Here is a 17,491-nt window from a genome sequence, read left to right as displayed (position 1 = left end):
CTATGGAAGAGAAACTCATGACCCCTTGGCGCCGTTTAATAGGCTTACTGCAATTAGAAAAAAGAGACATTCTACAAATATTCTATTACGCGATATTTGCAGGAATTGTTGCTTTATCATTGCCTTTAGGCATACAAGCCATAATAAATTTAATTCAAGGCGCACAAATATCAACCTCTTGGGTTATTCTAGTAATTATAGTAACTCTAGGTGTTGCTTTTTCTGGAGCACTTCAATTGATGCAACTTCGAATTATTGAAACGATACAGCAACGTGTTTTTACAAGATCTTCTTTTGAATTGGCTTATCGCTTTCCAAAAATTAAAATGGCCGAATTGCGTAATTTTTATCCGCCAGAATTAGCCAATAGATTTTTTGATACGTTAACCATACAAAAAAGCTTATCAAAGATCTTAATAGACGTCCCTACAGCAGTTTTACAAATTCTATTTGCTTTAATCCTGCTTTCGTTCTACCATCCGTTTTTTATCATATTCGGTATTTTACTACTAGCGTTAATTTTTGTGGTATTTAAATTTACGGCTCAAAAAGGGCTTGAAACAAGCCTGAAAGAATCAAAAAACAAATACAAAGTTGCACATTGGATTCAAGAAATAGCGCGTTCTGTTATTAGTTTTAAACTTTCAGGAAGCACAAGTTTAGGAATCAATAAAAACGACGATTTAGTAAACGAGTATTTGAAGGCCAGAGAAAGTCACTTTAAAATTTTGATGCTCCAATTTATACAAATGATAAGCTTTAAGGTAATTGTTACTGCTAGCTTACTTCTAATTGGTGGGGCATTAGTTTTAAATCAGGAAATGAATATCGGGCAATTCGTTGCAGCAGAAATTATTATTTTATTGGTTATAGCCTCAGTTGAAAAATTAATTTTAGGATTAGAATCGTTTTATGATGCTTTAACTTCTCTTGAAAAAATTGGACAAATTGTAGATAAAGATTTAGAAAGTCAAGAAGGCGAAAAACCTCAATTCTCAAAAAGTATTCAAATAGAGCTAGACCATGTTTCATATGAAGTTGACAATAGAGATCAGCATATTTTAAATGATATTTCATTAAAAATAAATTCAAAAAGCAGAATATTAATAAATGGTGAAAGTGGATCTGGAAAGTCTACATTGCTAAGATTAATATCTGGGGTTATTGAAGCAACAGGCGGACATATTTACGTAAATGATATGTCGATTAATAGTATCAATCTGAATTTTTACAGGTCGCAATTGGGGTTATCACTTTCTGACGAAAATCCTTTTGAAGGTACAATCAGAGAAAATTTAACTTTCTCAAACCCCAATATCTCTGATGAAAAAATATATGAAGTACTAGATATTGTAGGGCTCAAATCATTTATAAAAGCCCAACCCGACGGACTAAATACCATACTTTATCCTGATGGCAAACAAATGTCTTACTCTTTGTCGAAAAAATTAGTTTTGGCGCGAGCTATTTTGAAAAACCCAAAAGTGCTGATTCTTGAAGATGCCTTAGACAGATTTAACAGAGCTGAAACCAAGGCCATCGTAGACTATTTATCGCATCCTGATAGACCTTGGGCATTAATTGTAGTGAGCTTTAGTTCTGTTTGGAATGGTAAATGCACAGAAATAATCACCCTTGAACAAGGTAAAATAATATCTAAAACCAATTAAGTTATGCTAAATATATCTCATAACCAATTGAATAAAAAAATAGACTTAAGTCAATATAAGTCTGGTAAAAAAATAATGCATATTGAGTATTACCGATACTTCAATAAATTTTTGTTGGCTGCTGCTATTTTTGGGTTTATTGTACTTTTTTTACCATGGACTCAAAATATAACTGGACAAGGTACAGTAACAACTTTAAGGCCTAATCAGCGTCCGCAACATATCCAATCACAAATACCAGGGCGTATTGAAGAATGGTATGTACAGGAAGGAGACGAAGTAAAAAAAGGTGATACGATTTTAAGAATATCTGAAGTGAAAAGTGAGTATTTTGACGATAGATTAGTTGAACGCACAAACGACCAGATACAATCAAAATCGTCTTCAGTTACCGCATATCAAGGTAAGGTAGAGGCGTTAAACAGACAAATTTCAGCATTACGTAATGAGCAGCAATTAAAATTAGAGCAAACTAAAAACAAACTCATGCAATCGCAATTAAAAGTTAAAAGCGATAGTATTGATTTAGAAGCGGCTAAAACAAATTTAAAAATAGCAGAAACACAGTTTAATCGTATTGCAACATTGCAAGAAGAAGGACTAAAAGCTGTAAGAGATGTAGAGGAAAAACGTTTAAAACTTCAAGAAACCCAAGCTAAATATATTTCGCAAGAAAACAAGTATTTAGCCAGTAAAAACGAAGTTATTAATGCGCGACTAGAATTATCAAGAACTAACGCTTCGTATGCCGATAAAATTTCAAAAGCGCAGAGCGATATGTTTACAGCACAGTCTAGCGGATTTGATACGCAAGCACAAGTTACCAAACTTGAAAATGAATATAGCAATTACAAAAAACGTAATAGCTTGCTTTATGTTACAGCACCCCAAAACGGCTTTATAAATAAGGTTTTAACCGGTGGTATTGGAGTAACATTTAAAGAAGGTGAGCAATTGGTTGGTATTATGCCATCAACATACGATTTGGCTGTAGAAACATTTGTTCGCCCAATAGATTTGCCATTACTTCATATAGGCGAACATGTGCGTGTGCAATTCGATGGCTGGCCAGCAATTGTGTTTAGCGGATGGCCCAATGTATCATACGGAACTTATGGCGCTAAAGTTGTAGCCATTGAGCGCTTTATTAGCGACAACGGAAAATACAGAGTTTTACTTGCTCCTGACTCATCAGATCATGAATGGCCAGAAGCCATAAGAGTTGGCTCAGGAGCCAAAACAATCGCCTTGCTCGAGGATGTGCCCATTTGGTTTGAGCTATGGAGGCAGATTAACAGCTTCCCTCCTAATTATTATCAACCCAAAAACAACGATAAAAGTCTTAAAAAAGGATAATAAATGAAAGTACTTTTAACCAGTATATTACTTTGTTTTAGCTTTATAATTCCAGCTCAGGATAGCACATCGGTGATTTCTTTGGCAGAATATTTAGGTTACGTAAAAACGTTTCATCCAATTGTGAAACAAGCAAATCTTACCATAAATGAAAGTGAAGCTAAACTTATGAAAGCGCGTGGTGCATTTGATCCTAAATTAGAAGTAGATTTTGATAGGAAAACATTTAAAAATACTGAGTATTATGATAAGTTAAATGCATCATTTAAAATACCAACATGGTTTGGCATTGAGTTAAAGGGGAATTTTGAAGAAAACACAGGCGATTTTTTAAACCCTGAAGCTTTTGTTCCTGAAGATGGTTTGTACAGCGCAGGTATTTCAGTACCTGTTGCCCGCGGATTGCTAACCAACCAGCGAATGGCTATGTTAAGACAATCAAGGCTTTATGTAAAACAAGCACAAGCAGACCGCCAATTACTGGTAAATAATATTTTATACAATGCTACAGTCACTTATTTTAATTGGTTAAAAACCTATAATGAGAAATTGGTTTACGAAGATTTTTTAAGCAATGCTGAAATGCGTTTTAACGGGATTAAAAAAAGTTTCGAGGTTGGTGACAAACCTGCTATTGATACGCTTGAGGCTAGAATCGCTTTGAATAACAGAAAGCTAAACTTAGAGAAATCAAGAATAAAATACATCAAATCATCTCTTGAGTTGTCGAATTTTTTATGGTTGAATGATAATACACCTGTAGAAATTACAGACCGTATTATTCCGGATGTTAATACTTTTGAATCGATTGACGCCACGTTGAATACTTCGGCTTTAAACGTTGAAAATTACGAGATATCCAATCATCCAAAGTTATTATCATTAGATTATAAATACCAAAGTTTAAATATTGAAAAACGGTTAAAACTGAATAATTTATTACCTCAAATTGATTTACAGTACAATTTCTTATCGCAAACACCAGAGGTTGCACGTTCGTTTAGTACTTCAGCATACAAAAGTGGCGTGAACATTAATTTTCCGTTGTTTTTACGTAGAGAACGAGGTGATTTAAAACTAGCAAAAATCAAGATACAAGACACAAAATTTGAGATTCAAAATACAAAAGTAAATCTTAAAAACAAGATTGATGCCTTAACTATGGAGTTGGATTCTTATATACTTCAGAATGACCTAACGGTAACTATTGTTAATGACTATTCAATAATGTTATCTGCAGAAGAACGCAAGTTTTTTTTAGGAGAAAGTTCACTCTTTATTGTTAATTCTCGTGAAGCCAAACTTATTGATGCTAAATTAAAAGCGATTGAACTAGAAAACAGTTTTTTTAAAACCAAGGCTAATTTATTTAATGTTTTGGCTAGTAATGAAGTGCCTTTAAACTAAACAGCATTAGTTTTTAAAAGGCAATCTAGAATACTAATTGATCTATTAAAATCATAAAGCATTCTTGACTGCCTACAACTAAAAAAAATATCATTTAAATTTTAAAGGTCATTACTGGCAATGTAGAATGGTTTGCTACATCTTCACTAATACTCCCTTCAAAGAAGTGAGCCAATCCTTTTCTACCATGTGTAGGCAAAATTATAAGATCTGCTCCTATTTTATTAGCACAATTTAAAACGCCTTCTTCTACTGAATAATCACTTACATAAAATACATCATCCATTTTATCGAGATTTTGTTCTGCCTTAGTAAAGAAGTTTACAGCCTTTTTTTCTACTTCTAAAGAACTCATAAATCGATCATTAGGTAAATTTACATTCACTATATACATCTTTGTATCTACCTTATCGAACATCTGTTTCGCTTTTAAATAAGAGCTAATGGCTTCTTCTGAAAAATCGCAGGCAAAAACGACCACATCAAAATTAACATCGTTTACATGATTTTTTACTACTAAAACCGGAATACTAGCGTTTCTTACAACGCGTTCTGTATTAGATCCAATTAAAAACTCTTTAAGTCCACTTGCGCCATGAGAACCCATAACTATCAAATCGGCGTCGTGTTTTTGTGCAACATCATTTACCTCACTAAATACCTTAAAGTGTTTTATAATAGGTGTTACCTTGATATCTTTTAGATAATCCTTCTTTAAAAAGTCTTCAAATTTTTGTTCTGCTAACTGAAGAAAAAATGCTGCCTTTTGGTTTTGAAGCCCATCTGAAGCTGTTAGCATAATATCAGACATTTCAAGCATGTGTAAGGCAAGTAACTCTGAATCATTTTTTACAGCAAGTTTTGCTGCAGTTTTAAGTGCATATTCTGAATGTTCAGAGAAGTCTATAGGTATAATAATTTTTTTCATAATCTTATTTTTTAGTTGGTTTATACTAAATACACATTCATCAAACAGTCATAGAAAACAACTGCATTTCTGGTTTTTTTCTTTGTAACAATACATCAAATGCCATACAAATATTTCTAACAAATGGTCTGCCTTTTAGGGTGACTTCAATTTTATTAGAATCAATTTTAAGCAGCTCATCTTTTTCCATTTCTTTAAGTTTAATTATGGCATCTGGCAATTCATTAAACCATAAATAATCTGTAGTCCAAGAGGTTTCAAATTGACACATTAAATTAAGAATGTGTCTTCTAATAATTAAATCTTCAGCGTTTAAAATATGTCCTCTAAAAACTGGTAAAGTATCTTCTTCTAACAAATTATAATAGCTTTCTATGCTTTTTATATTTTGAGCAAACCCATACCAACTATCACTTATAGACGATACACCTAAACCAATCATAGCTTGGGTTTTTGAAGCCGAATAACCCATAAAATTTCGATGTAAATTACCGTTTATAGCCGACTGATATAAGGCATCGGTAGTTAATGCGAAATGGTCCATACCTATTTCGTGATACCCTACCTCAGCTAATAATTCTTTACCTAACTCATATTGTTCTCTTTTTACTTCTGCCAATGGTAAGTTGGAATCGTCAAATCCGCGTTGTCCATTTCCTTTTATCCATGGCACATGTGCATAACTATAAAATGCCAATCGGTCTGGTAGTAATTCTTTAGTTTTTATTATGGTTTCTTTTATATGATCGATGGTTTGAAACGGTAAACCAAAAATAATATCATGACCTACAGAGGTATAACCAATTTCTCTAGCCAATGCTGTGGCCCGTTTTACATTTTCAAAGGGTTGAATTCTATGAATGGCTCGTTGCACTGTTTCGTTATAATCTTGAACGCCATAACTTACGCGTCTAAATCCAACATCGTATAGAGCTTGCAAATGTTCGCGTGTTGTATTATTTGGATGACCTTCAAAACTAAACTCGTAAGCTGGAGCTAAAATGGAGGCTTCTAAAATGCCATTAATTAACAGTTTTAAGTTTTCAGGACTAAAAAAAGTAGGGGTACCACCACCAAGATGTAATTCTTTTATAATGGGTTTGGTATCAAATAACTCTAAATACAAATGCCACTCTTTTAATACAGCTTTTATGTATGGCGATTCTACACTGTGTTGCTTGGTAATGCGCTTATTACAACCACAAAACGTACATAAACTTTCGCAAAAAGGTAAGTGGATATATAGACTAATTCCTTCTTTAGAATTGCTTTCATTATAAGATTCTATTAACGAGGACTTCCATTTTTCGCGAGAAAACGTTTCTACATCCCAATACGGAACTGTTGGATAACTCGTATAACGAGGACCCGCAATATTATATTTATTGACTAATGATTTATTCATACCTAACTATTATGAATCAAAACTACTACAAAAGGGAGCAAGAAAAAATGATATATATCATGGTGCTTACTTGCAATTTGTTTAAGAATACCTTAACTTTCGATAGAATAAAAAACTGGAAAAATGAAAAAATTAAGCATCTTATGTATTGCCATAATAATAGGATTCACCTCTTGTAAAAACGAGAAAAAAGAAACTAAAACTATTGAAACCGAGGTTACTGAAACCGAAGTGGTTACTTCTAAAAAAATAAAAATGACTTTAAACGCTAAAAGTGATAGTAATGTTAGCGGCAATGTTGTTTTTAAAGAAGTTGATGGCGAAGTTAGCATGACTGCCATTATTAGTGGTTTAACTCCTGGGCAACATGCCATTCATATTCATGCCAACTCTGATTGTACTGCTCCTGATGGAACATCGGCTGGAGGACATTGGAACCCTACGGCGCAACCACATGGAAAATGGGGTGACGAAGCAGGCTTCCACAAAGGTGATATTGGTAATTTTACAGCTGATGAAAACGGAAACGGCACCATATCATTTTCAACAGACGAATGGTGTATTGGCTGTGGTGATGAAACTAAAGACATACTTGGAAAAAGCGTTATTGTACATGCCGGTGAAGACGATTTAACCTCACAGCCTTCTGGTGCTGCCGGTGCTCGTGTAAGTTGTGCGGGTATTATCCAGTAATTTAATCAAACACCATTTCAAATAAGTAAATGGTGTTTATCATAGCTTTTATTAATTCCATTTTTATGTAAATCAAGAATTTGTAACTACTAAAACTTAAGGTAAATATTTAATATTCAATAAGTTAATTTTATTTACAAAATAATAAGAATTATCCTTCGTTTTTTATATGTTTGTGAGACTTAAACCTTAATTTATTTAACACAACATTCTAACAAAATGAAGAAACATTTATTATTTCTATTTATAGCTATTCTCTCTATTAATTCATATTCCCAAATTAAATTTGAAAAAGGTTATTTCGTGTATGATGCCGATTTAAAAGTTGAATGTTTTATAAAAAACATAGATTGGTCTAATAATCCAACTGAATTTGAATACAAACTACTCGACGATTCAGAAGAGAAGATAGCTTCAATTAATGCTGTAAAAGAATTTGGAATTTACAATGTTTCAAAATACATAAAAAGCAAAGTAAAAATAGATCGATCTAGTGGTAACATCAACGATTTAACTTATGATAAAAGCCCTGTTTTAAAAGAAGAAACTCTTTTTCTAAAGGTTTTAATTGAAGGAAAAGCGAATTTATACTCATATGAAGACGGAAATTTAATTCGTTATTTTTTCAATACTGAAACTTCAAATATTGAGCAATTAATATATAAGAAATACAAAAATCATGAAAATGACACCAAAAAGAACAATCAATTTAAACAACAATTATGGAGTGTTTTTAAATGTGAAGAAATAACGTTAGACGGCATAGAAAGGTTGAAATACAATAGAAGTAGTCTGGTAAAATTGTTCACTGAATATAATACTTGTAAAAATTCTAATTATAAAAATTATACGTCGGTAGAAAAGAAAGATTTATTTAACTTCACTCTAAGACCTAGACTAAACAATTCTAAATTAAGTATTTATGAATCTGGTGTTAGAACTACTGGATTTCCGTTTCCAACTTCCGTAACTCACGAATATGACAACCAAACGAGTTTTGGATTCGGTCTAGAAGCAGAATATATTTTACCAATTAACAAGAACAAATGGGCAATTGTAATAGAAGCAGCATACCAAAACTTTAAAGGCGAAACAACTACCAAGGATGAAGATCTTGTAGACGGAGAATCTCAATCTAAAGTAGATTATAGTTCAGTTGAAGTTCCAATTAGCTTAAGACATTATTTCTTTATAAATGATAATTCTAAAATTTTCGTTAACGCTTCGTATGTAATAGACTTTAATTCAAAATCAACAATAGTATTTAAAAGATCAAACGGCGATACTTTAAAAAGTTTAGAAATTAATAGTAACCCTAATTTGGCGATTGGAATTGGTTACAAAGCCTATGATAAATATAGTTTTGAAATAAGGTATCAAACCAATAGAGAAATTTTAAGAGATTATGTTTATAGTAACTCTGATTATAATTCACTATCTTTTATCATTGGATATTCATTGTTTTAAACTATTAAATCTTAAATTGAAATGAAACTTTTAAAAAAGATTTCGCTTATTGTAACGGTGTTAAATTGTAGTTGTTTTTTGTTTGCACAAAACACAGATAACGCATTTGAAATAGAACAAATTACCGAAACCCTAATGCACTATATTGAGGGAACAGCCAACGGAGAACCAGACCGATTACGACAAGCCTTTCATCCAGATTTTAACCTTTATACGGTGACTGAAGCGGATAGTTTAAGAATTCGGTCGGGTGAAAAGTACATTTCTAATTTTCAACCTGGTAAAAAATCAAATCGTGTCGGACGTATTATTTCTATAGATTTTGAAAAAGATGCTGCCATAGCTAAGGCTGAAATAGTAGTTCCTAATTGGCGAATTATTACGGATTACTTTCTGCTTTTGAAATATGAAGGATCCTGGAAAATTGTTCATAAAAGCTATACTTGGAAACCTTTTCCTGTAACTGCAACAAAAACAAAGTCTGATTAACCAGTTCACTTTACTTGGAGTTAAAATGTAATGATCGTTTTGTACTTTGAGATAGTTTATTTCATTATTAGTTAAAATCGATTAATTTTTGAAATACAATCCTCTCGTTTCTCCAAACACTAATCATTTATGAATCAACTATATACTTTAATCTTTTTAATCATTCAAACAACCATGACTCTATTTAATTTCAATAGCGAGAGCAATATTTCTAAATGGAACATTATTGATGATGGTGTTATGGGTGGACGTTCTCAAGGACATTTTAAAATTAACGATGCTGGAAATGGCTTGTTTTATGGCGATGTATCTTTAGAAAATAATGGTGGTTTTTCAATGGTGCAATATCGTTTTGATACCATAGAAGCCAAGAACTATTCTAAAGTCTATATAAAAGTAAAAGGCGATGGTGAAACCTATCAATTTAGAATTAAAGAAAACGAATCAGATTACTATTCTTTTGTGGCTACTTTTGAAACTACAAAAGCATGGGAAACTATCGAAATTCCTTTTAATACCATGTATCCCGCTTTTCGCGGAAAAAAATTAGATGCTGCCAATTATACAGGAAAACAAATGGAAATGATTGCGTTTTTAATTGGTAATAAGAAAGCAGAACCCTTTAATCTTGAAATTGAAAGCATTATTTTAAAATAAGCAAGTCAAAATTTAAAGCGCACTAATAATATCGTATTTGGTAATAATTTGATATTTCCCTTCGCTTAAATGAACCAAAACAGCATTATTTTCTTTGTTGAATAGTTTTGAAATCACATCAATGGGTGTGTTTTTATCTACTATGGGAAAAGGCTTGTGCATCACGTCTTTTATTGGCAAATTAGAAATGTCTTTATTTTCAATATACATGCGTAATAAATCTGCTTCATCAATAGCACCTACAAATCCGGTAGAATCTTCAACAGGAATTTGAGATATTTTATAGGCTTTCATGCGCTCGATGGCGTGAGATACCAATTCTTCTGTTTTTACAGTCACTAAAGTTTTCTCTGAATCGCTTGCTACAAGATCTGCTGCCGAGGTTATTTTGTCTTCAATAAAACCGCGTTCGCGCATCCACTCATCATTATACATTTTACCAACATAACGACTGCCATGATCATGAAATAAAACCACTACCACATCGTCTTTCGTAAAATGTTCTTTTAACTGAAGTAAACCTTTGATGGCTGCTCCTGCGGAATTACCAAGAAACATACCTTCCTCTTTGGCTAATTTTTGAGTGTAAATAGCCGCATATTTATCGGTTACTTTGGTGAAACCATCAATAATGTTAAAATCGACATTTTTTGGTAGAATATCTTCACCAATGCCTTCGGTGATGTATGGATAAATTTCATTCTCGTCGAACACACCTGTTTCGTGATACTTTTTAAATACAGAACCGTAAGTATCGACACCCCAAATTTTAACATTAGGGTTTTGTTCTTTTAAGTATTTACCAACACCAGAAATGGTTCCGCCAGTACCAACACCCACAACAAAATGTGTTATTTTACCATCGGTTTGTTTCCAGATTTCTGGTCCGGTACTTTCGTAATGCGCTAAGGCATTACTCGGGTTATCGTATTGATTAACATACCAAGAATTTGGGGTTTCTTCGGCAAGACGTTTTGATGTTGAATAATACGATTTAGGATCGTCTGGCTCAACATTAGTAGGACACACAACCACTTTACTTCCTACGGCGCGCAGGATATCCATTTTTTCTTTACTCTGTTTATCGCTTATCACACAAATCATTTTATAACCTTTGACTATCGCTGCCAATGCGAGACCCATACCGGTGTTTCCAGAGGTTCCTTCTATGATGGTACCTCCTGGTTTTAAACGTCCATCGTCTTCGGCATCTTCAATCATTTTAACCGCCATTCGATCTTTTGTGGAGTTACCTGGATTGAAGGTTTCGTATTTTGCTAGTACTAAACAAGGTAAGTTTTTTGTTAAAACATTAAGCTTAACAAGCGGTGTGTTACCTATAGTTTCTAATATGTTTTTGGCGTATTCCATAAGGTTTTTTCGTGTTGTTTCAAAAATACTAAAAACCTAGTTGGTATATGTTAAAAGTTAGTTATTATGTGCGTTAGGGATTGCAGTGGCATCCTTTGTGCGGAGCTTTTATTTTGTCTTTTTAAATCTAGGCATATGCCTATTTGTTAGAAAAATCCTGAAACTAATTCGAGAATGCATTGCAGAAAGATATAACGAAACATTTTATGTTCATGAATTCAATAATTTAAAATAGAAATGCATGAATAAAAGCCCGACCCTTGTGGTAACCTACCTGCCGAAAGGCAAACGCCCTAAAAAAAACTAATCGAAGCGAATGGCTTTTACTGGCGATATCTTTGTAATGATATACGAAGGCACAAGCAGCATGAGTAAGCAAAGAATGAGTGTGCCTATATTGAGCGCTATAATATAGCCCAAACTGATATAAACGGGCGCTTCGGAAACATAATACACGCTTGGGTCTAATGGGAAAAGTTTGAAATATTTTTGCGCATAAAGCAAGCCTAAGCCTAAAATATTGCCCCAAAACAAACCTAGAAGTATGAGGTAAGCAGCGTTGTATATAAAGATTTTGCGAATACCCCAGTTACTACTACCCAAAGTTTTTAAAACTCCAATCATGCGGGTGCGCTCTAGAATTAAAACTAGGAGTGCCGTAATCATGTTAATACCTGCTACGAGTATCATGATACCAATGATTCCGTAAATATTTTTATCAAAAATTTTAATCCATTCGAAAATAGAATAATATCTATCGGTTATGGTTTGGGAGTCTAATAGCGATGAAATATTTTGATGGATTTGTGCTGCTGTTTCATCGAGGGAATTGTAATCGCTGATAAAAACTTCGAAATGACCTACTTGATCTTTTTCCCAACGATTGATGCGCTGTAAGTGACGGATATCGCCAATAATATATTGGGCATCAAGATCTTGAAAACCTGAATTGTAAATGCCTTTTACATGGTAGGTAATGATGTTTGGGATTTTTTCTGGATCGTCTTTAGCAAATACCATTTGGAATTTATCTCCAACTTTAAAATGGAGTCTGTTTGCTAAATATTGTGAAACTAAAACCTCTTCGTTTCGGTTTTGCGTATAATCGGGCAATTCACCTTCTAATAAAAACTCTTTAAAATAACTCCAGTTATAATCAGCACCTACACCTTTTAGGTACACGCCTTCAAAATCGGTTTCTGTTCGAATAACGCCAAATTTTGAAGCAACCCCTTGTACATGGCTTACACTAGTCACCGCCTTAAATTTTGGATAGAAATCTTGGTTTTTAGATATAGGCGATACACTTTCTTGCGAGTTGTTACTATCGTATTTTGTAATGGTAACATGCCCGTTAAACGCCACTACTTTATCGCGAATTTTTTGCTGTAAACCAATGCCAGTGGCTATGGCAATCATCATCACCACAATGCCAATAGCAATTGCTGCGATACCAATTTTTATTATTGGTGCCGATATGCTACTTTTATACGCTTTACTACCAATAATGCGTTTAGCTATAAAAAACTCGTAATTCAAAATTTTACTATGCGGTTTAATGTTTTCAAAAATACAGTTTTATTATTTGTTTTAGTCATGATTTCTTGCGCTTCTAAAGTGAAAAATAAGACTTCTGAAAAAGCTGAGACTATTGAACAAACTCAAATGGACAGCGCTATTGTTGTTGGCGCAAATCAAACTGAGATTTATTTGCCATTATTAAAAGGGAAACGCATTGGTATTGTAGCCAACCAAACATCGGTGATTTTTAAAAACCAAGCTCATACCAGTTATGCGCATTTGGTTGATTCATTAGTAGCTTTAAAAGTTGATATAAAAAAAGTATTTGCTCCTGAACACGGTTTTCGTGGGCAAGCAGATGCCGGTGAAGTGGTTAAAGATGGCGTAGACACCAAAACCAATTTACCTATTATCTCGCTTTACGGAAAAAACAAAAAACCTTCGGCCGAACAGCTAAAAGATTTAGACCTTGTTGTATTTGATATTCAAGATGTTGGTGCGCGATTTTACACTTATATTTCGTCGCTGCACTACGTTTTGGAAGCTTGTGCCGAAAACAATATATCTGTTTTAGTTTTAGACAGACCCAATCCAAATGGGCATTATGTAGATGGACCTATTTTAGAAATGGAGCACAAAAGTTTTGTAGGCATGCATCCAATTCCTGTAGTTCATGGGATGACAATTGGAGAATATGCACAAATGATTAACGGTGAAAAATGGTTAGCCAATGGAATTCAATGTGAATTGGAAGTTATTAATATGAAGCATTACAATCACCAAAAAAAATATAGTTTACCTATTAAACCGAGTCCGAATTTACCAAATGACCAGGCAATTAACCTCTACCCTAGTTTATGCTTTTTTGAAGGTACCAATGTTAGTGCTGGACGAGGTACCGAAATGCAATTTCAGATTTTTGGTAGTCCGTTTTTAAATCCGGAGTCATTCGATTTTCAATTTACACCGAAACCTAATTTTGGATCGAAATACCCAAAACATGAAAATAAAGTTTGTTATGGTAAAGATTTAAGGAACACCAAAGCTCTTGATTTTTTAAATTTAGAATGGTTAATTGAAGCCTATCAACAAACAACAGATAAAAGCACTTTTTTTAATCCATTTTTCAGTAAACTGGCAGGTACTGAAACGCTGCAACAACAGATAAAATCTGGTCTTTCTCAAGCAGAGATAAAAGCCACTTGGAAAGAAGGCTTGGATAAGTTTAAAGCGATGAGGACACCTTATTTAATCTATCAGTAAATCTATTTGAACATTTATTTTTAATACTTAATAAAAAATTAATCTGCATTTTAAGCTAAAAGCTTAATTTTACACCGTATTAAGCGAACGAAGTTATGAACCCATCTTCCGCAGGTTGGATAAAAAAATTGATCAAGGAGATTGATAAAAACAATCTCTTTTTAAAACTCGACGAAGAAACCTTTTACGGTGCTCTAAGGTCTTGCGGGTTTATATACGGAAGTAATTTAGATGTTGTAGCACAAGTTATTGATAAAAATGACCTAACGGAAGACGAGCTTTGTAAAACCAATTTATGTTTAGCGCTTTATTACACACACGCCAATTCTAAACAAAATATTCCTTTTGTTGATAGCGTTATTAGTTTTTATTCTGAAATTGATGACATAAAAACGTCTTTTTTAAAAGGTTTATTAGGCGGAAAAAAATCGAATGAAGAACTTGAAAAAATTATACACACGCGCATTCAGATTGATGCCAACGTGCTCACAAAAAACTTCAACTACTTTATTATTAATGCCTTGTTGTTTGTTGATGTTTTAGCTTATGAAGTTTATTTGAACAACCTCACCATATCAACCGATTATCTTAAAAATTTAGAAGCCTCTATTGCTTCTATTTCTCTAGATGTTTTAAATTCTAAAGAAACTAAAAATCAGTACGACGAAAGTTTAATTAAATTATTTGAATCTTCGTTACGCTATCAAGACGCTTCGGAATTAAATTATACCAAAGCCATTAAAAACGTAAATACAAATCTAGAGAAGTATTATATTTTAGATTTAGCTTGTATGGCAACTTGGAGTGACCAAATGATAGATGTCGAGGAACAACATTTTTTAGAAAAATTGGGGAACGATTTAGAGTTAAGTATGTCGCGTATACATCAATCGATAAAAGCGGTGAATCACTTTTATACCGTTCATAAAGATAATATTGCGCTTTTAAGTTCTAAGAATATTGTTCAGAGCTTTTATAACAATTCGAGCAAAATGGTGAATAAACTGATTTCTCGAAACAGTAAACGCTTGTACCAAGAACTTAAAGACAGTAAAGAATTGATGGTGCTCCTTTCACAATCAACAGTAAGAGATTTAAGTAAAGAGGAACAAAAAAAAGTACAAGAACAACTACTCGACATTTTTAAATCGATACCTAGTCTTGCGATTTTTTTACTTCCTGGTGGGGCTTTATTATTGCCTTTGGTAGTTAAATTTATACCAAAATTATTACCTTCTGCGTTTGACGAAAATAGAATAGACGAGTAAATCCTCTTTTTTTTACTTTATTTCCAGTAGCTTTACAACTACTCACTAACCTTAAATAATAATGACATCTTATACTATTCAAGAAATTAACAACCTGTTAAAGGGTGAATTAATTGGAAACACTACACAACCTATTGAAGGCCCGGAACAATTACAAAATGCTAAAAAACAACATATTACATTTATAGGCAGCCATAAATATGTGAAATATTGGGCAGATTCTAAAGCGAGTGCCGTTTTAGTAAACGACAATTTAACTGTGGTACCTGATGAGAATCGGGCGGTAATAAAAGTTAAAAATGCGGATTTGGCTATGGCTAAAGTTTTGGAATTATTCAATCCGCCAGCTCCAGCTTTTGAATCGGATATTCATCCTACAGCGGTTATTCATGAAACTGCTTCAATAGGTGAAGGTTGTAAAATTGGAGCCAATTGCTATGTTGGTAAAAACGTTTCGCTTGGCAAAGGTGTAATTTTATACCCCAATGTTTGTGTTTTTGACGAAACTACAATTGGAGACCACACTATAGTTTGGTCTGGAACAGTGATTAGAGAGCGTTGTATTATTGGTAACCATTGTATTTTTCATACCAACGTGAGTATTGGTGCCGATGGTTTTGGGTACCGCCCTAGCGATGATGGCAGAGGATTGGTAAAAATTCCGCAAATAGGGAATGTTATTATTGGGCATCATGTTGAAATTGGCGCCAACTCTTGTGTGGATAGAGCTAAATTTAGCAGCACCATTATTGGAGACGGCTGTAAAATAGATAATTTGGTACAAATTGCACATAATAGTGTTATGGGACGCTCCTGTATTATGGCGGGACATAGCGGACTTGCAGGTTCGGTAACCTTAGGAGATGGTGTTATCATTGGAGGTTCGGCATCTATAAAAGATCACACCACTATACATTCTGGCGCGACTGTTGGTGCAGGTTCAGGAGTTATGAACGATGTACCTGCCGGACAAACCGTTCTTGGTTATCCAGCACAAGACTCTCGAGAAATGTTGAAGCAATGGGTAGCGATGCGAAGATTAACAAAAAAGTAAAGTTCAATAATATAAATTTGGGTGAAATTTTAACGAATTTCGCTAAATATTAGATGTATACATTTTAAGTTTTTATATGTTTCAATTACAAGAAACATAAATCTATTCCAACCACATCTTAAAATCTTTAACGCGTTCGCGGGCAACGACAACCTCTTGTTCGTTATAAGAATTTAATTTGATTTGCAATCTTGAATTGGTATAACTCACCATATCTTTTATGGCATTGATATTTACAAAAAATTTGCGGTTTATCCGGTAAAAGGTTCGTGGTTCTAACTCATCTTCTAACTGCTCTAAAGTGGTATCTAAAAGGTAGTTTCTACCTTCTGTAGTATGCAAATAGGTGCCTTTGTTTTCGCTGTAAAAACATTCGATATCGTCTATATTTATAAGTTTAAGATGCTGCCCTACTTTTACCGAGAAGCGTTTTTTGTACTCACGGTCTAAAGGGTTTACCAAGAGTTTTTTTATATCGTTAAAATCTAAAGTTACGGCTTGCTTTTGTGGTGCACGTTCTTGGTACTTTTTTACTGCGGTGGCCAAATCTTCGTCGTCAATAGGTTTTAATAAATAATCGATACTATTAAGTTTGAAGGCTTGAAGTGCATACTCATCATAAGCAGTGGTGAAAATTATTGCAGACTTTATTTCGATGGTTTCGAAAATTTCGAACGAAAGTCCATCGCTTAATTGAATGTCTAGAAATATTAAATCGGGGTGCGGGTTATTTTGAAACCAGTTTATGGATTCTTCTACGGAGTGCAGCATAACTTCGACTTTCATATCTAAACTTTCGAGCATACGTTGTAAGCGTCTTGCTGATGGTTTTTCGTCTTCTATAATGATTACTTTCATTTTGATTTTTTATGATTGTTTAATTGGTGTTCTGGTTTGCGTTAGGGGTTGAGGGATTTGTTGAAGCTCCCCGAAGCAGGAGGT

At 33.6% G+C, this 17,491-nt stretch carries 15 protein-coding genes; 10 read left to right on the top strand and 5 right to left on the bottom strand.

Annotation, left to right across the window (positions count from 1 at the left end; translation table 11 throughout):
- Positions 1–2: 2 nt before the first annotated feature.
- The 3 genes from O5O44_RS05480 to O5O44_RS05470 are packed head-to-tail and all read left to right on the top strand — an operon-like array spanning position 3 to position 4,433.
- On the top strand, positions 3–1,670 hold the full coding sequence (locus O5O44_RS05480) for a peptidase domain-containing ABC transporter (protein WP_289196064.1): 1,668 nt from the start codon (positions 3–5) through the stop codon (positions 1,668–1,670).
- A gap of 3 nt (positions 1,671–1,673) precedes the next feature.
- A complete protein-coding gene (locus O5O44_RS05475; protein WP_019387057.1) occupies positions 1,674–3,026 on the top strand; it encodes an HlyD family secretion protein in 1,353 nt (450 codons plus the stop codon).
- A 3-nt stretch (positions 3,027–3,029) separates the two neighbouring features.
- A complete protein-coding gene (locus O5O44_RS05470; RefSeq protein WP_289196063.1) occupies positions 3,030–4,433 on the top strand; it encodes a TolC family protein in 1,404 nt (467 codons plus the stop codon).
- 94 nt (positions 4,434–4,527) lie between these two features.
- Here the strand turns inward: O5O44_RS05470 and O5O44_RS05465 are convergent, their stop codons facing one another.
- Positions 4,528–5,361 carry a universal stress protein gene (locus O5O44_RS05465; RefSeq protein ID WP_019387055.1) on the bottom strand — a complete coding sequence of 278 codons (834 nt, stop codon included), beginning with the start codon at positions 5,359–5,361 and terminating at the stop codon, positions 4,528–4,530.
- Positions 5,362–5,401: 40 nt separating this feature from the next.
- Positions 5,402–6,766 carry an oxygen-independent coproporphyrinogen III oxidase gene (gene hemN, locus O5O44_RS05460; RefSeq protein WP_289196062.1) on the bottom strand — a complete coding sequence of 455 codons (1,365 nt, stop codon included), beginning with the start codon at positions 6,764–6,766 and terminating at the stop codon, positions 5,402–5,404.
- Between the two features lie 123 nt (positions 6,767–6,889).
- On the opposite strand from hemN, the gene O5O44_RS05455 reads away from it, so the two are divergent.
- From O5O44_RS05455 to O5O44_RS05440, 4 genes are all read left to right on the top strand, one after another.
- The gene (locus tag O5O44_RS05455) at positions 6,890–7,459 is read left to right on the top strand and encodes a superoxide dismutase family protein (RefSeq protein WP_289196061.1); all 570 of its coding nucleotides are present in this window, start codon (positions 6,890–6,892) and stop codon (positions 7,457–7,459) included.
- 219 nt (positions 7,460–7,678) lie between these two features.
- Positions 7,679–8,926, top strand: coding sequence for a porin family protein (locus O5O44_RS05450; protein WP_289196060.1), 1,248 nt, complete (start codon positions 7,679–7,681; stop codon positions 8,924–8,926).
- Between the two features lie 21 nt (positions 8,927–8,947).
- Positions 8,948–9,415 (top strand): nuclear transport factor 2 family protein, encoded by a 468-nt coding sequence (locus O5O44_RS05445; RefSeq protein ID WP_289196059.1) that lies wholly within the window; start codon positions 8,948–8,950, stop codon positions 9,413–9,415.
- Between the two features lie 129 nt (positions 9,416–9,544).
- Positions 9,545–10,072, top strand: coding sequence for a CIA30 family protein (locus O5O44_RS05440; RefSeq protein WP_289196058.1), 528 nt, complete (start codon positions 9,545–9,547; stop codon positions 10,070–10,072).
- A gap of 12 nt (positions 10,073–10,084) precedes the next feature.
- On the opposite strand, the gene O5O44_RS05435 is transcribed toward O5O44_RS05440, so the two are convergent.
- Together O5O44_RS05435 and O5O44_RS05430 are read right to left on the bottom strand one after the other, a co-directional pair.
- A complete protein-coding gene (locus O5O44_RS05435) occupies positions 10,085–11,443 on the bottom strand; it encodes a pyridoxal-phosphate dependent enzyme (RefSeq protein WP_289196057.1) in 1,359 nt (452 codons plus the stop codon).
- 303 nt (positions 11,444–11,746) lie between these two features.
- Positions 11,747–12,982, bottom strand: a complete 1,236-nt coding sequence (locus O5O44_RS05430) for an ABC transporter permease (protein WP_289196056.1) — start codon at positions 12,980–12,982, stop codon at positions 11,747–11,749.
- Positions 12,983–12,991: 9 nt separating this feature from the next.
- Between O5O44_RS05430 and O5O44_RS05425 the strand changes: the two genes are divergently transcribed.
- The 3 genes from O5O44_RS05425 to lpxD all read left to right on the top strand — a co-directional run bounded on the left by O5O44_RS05425 (position 12,992) and on the right by lpxD (position 16,549).
- The gene (locus O5O44_RS05425) at positions 12,992–14,227 is read left to right on the top strand and encodes an exo-beta-N-acetylmuramidase NamZ family protein (RefSeq protein WP_289196055.1); all 1,236 of its coding nucleotides are present in this window, start codon (positions 12,992–12,994) and stop codon (positions 14,225–14,227) included.
- Between the two features lie 95 nt (positions 14,228–14,322).
- The gene (locus O5O44_RS05420) at positions 14,323–15,495 is read left to right on the top strand and encodes an LETM1-related biofilm-associated protein (protein ID WP_289196054.1); all 1,173 of its coding nucleotides are present in this window, start codon (positions 14,323–14,325) and stop codon (positions 15,493–15,495) included.
- Between the two features lie 61 nt (positions 15,496–15,556).
- Complete coding sequence (gene lpxD / locus O5O44_RS05415; RefSeq protein WP_289196053.1) at positions 15,557–16,549, top strand: UDP-3-O-(3-hydroxymyristoyl)glucosamine N-acyltransferase; 993 nt, start codon at positions 15,557–15,559, stop codon at positions 16,547–16,549.
- A 102-nt stretch (positions 16,550–16,651) separates the two neighbouring features.
- Here lpxD and O5O44_RS05410 read toward each other — a convergent pair whose 3' ends face one another.
- Entirely contained in the window at positions 16,652–17,407 is a 756-nt protein-coding gene (locus O5O44_RS05410) for a LytR/AlgR family response regulator transcription factor (protein WP_289196052.1), read from the bottom strand.
- Between the last annotated feature and the right edge of the window lie 84 nt (positions 17,408–17,491).

The organism is Algibacter luteus, from assembly GCF_030344935.1.
Classification (GTDB): domain Bacteria; phylum Bacteroidota; class Bacteroidia; order Flavobacteriales; family Flavobacteriaceae; genus Arenitalea; species Arenitalea lutea.
This window is presented reverse-complemented; position numbering and strand designations above follow the sequence as displayed.

Bases quoted from the DNA above. Each gene is read 5' to 3' on its own strand.
- O5O44_RS05480 (WP_289196064.1), top strand. From the start codon at position 3: ATGGAAGAGAAACTCATGACCCCTTGGCGCCGTTTAATAGGCTTACTG.
- O5O44_RS05475 (WP_019387057.1), top strand. From the start codon at position 1,674: ATGCTAAATATATCTCATAACCAATTGAATAAAAAAATAGACTTAAGT.
- O5O44_RS05470 (WP_289196063.1), top strand. From the start codon at position 3,030: ATGAAAGTACTTTTAACCAGTATATTACTTTGTTTTAGCTTTATAATT.
- O5O44_RS05465 (WP_019387055.1), bottom strand. From the start codon at position 5,361: ATGAAAAAAATTATTATACCTATAGACTTCTCTGAACATTCAGAATAT.
- hemN (WP_289196062.1), bottom strand. From the start codon at position 6,766: ATGAATAAATCATTAGTCAATAAATATAATATTGCGGGTCCTCGTTAT.
- O5O44_RS05455 (WP_289196061.1), top strand. From the start codon at position 6,890: ATGAAAAAATTAAGCATCTTATGTATTGCCATAATAATAGGATTCACC.
- O5O44_RS05450 (WP_289196060.1), top strand. From the start codon at position 7,679: ATGAAGAAACATTTATTATTTCTATTTATAGCTATTCTCTCTATTAAT.
- O5O44_RS05445 (WP_289196059.1), top strand. From the start codon at position 8,948: ATGAAACTTTTAAAAAAGATTTCGCTTATTGTAACGGTGTTAAATTGT.
- O5O44_RS05440 (WP_289196058.1), top strand. From the start codon at position 9,545: ATGAATCAACTATATACTTTAATCTTTTTAATCATTCAAACAACCATG.
- O5O44_RS05435 (WP_289196057.1), bottom strand. From the start codon at position 11,443: ATGGAATACGCCAAAAACATATTAGAAACTATAGGTAACACACCGCTT.
- O5O44_RS05425 (WP_289196055.1), top strand. From the start codon at position 12,992: ATGCGGTTTAATGTTTTCAAAAATACAGTTTTATTATTTGTTTTAGTC.
- O5O44_RS05420 (WP_289196054.1), top strand. From the start codon at position 14,323: ATGAACCCATCTTCCGCAGGTTGGATAAAAAAATTGATCAAGGAGATT.
- lpxD (WP_289196053.1), top strand. From the start codon at position 15,557: ATGACATCTTATACTATTCAAGAAATTAACAACCTGTTAAAGGGTGAA.
- O5O44_RS05410 (WP_289196052.1), bottom strand. From the start codon at position 17,407: ATGAAAGTAATCATTATAGAAGACGAAAAACCATCAGCAAGACGCTTA.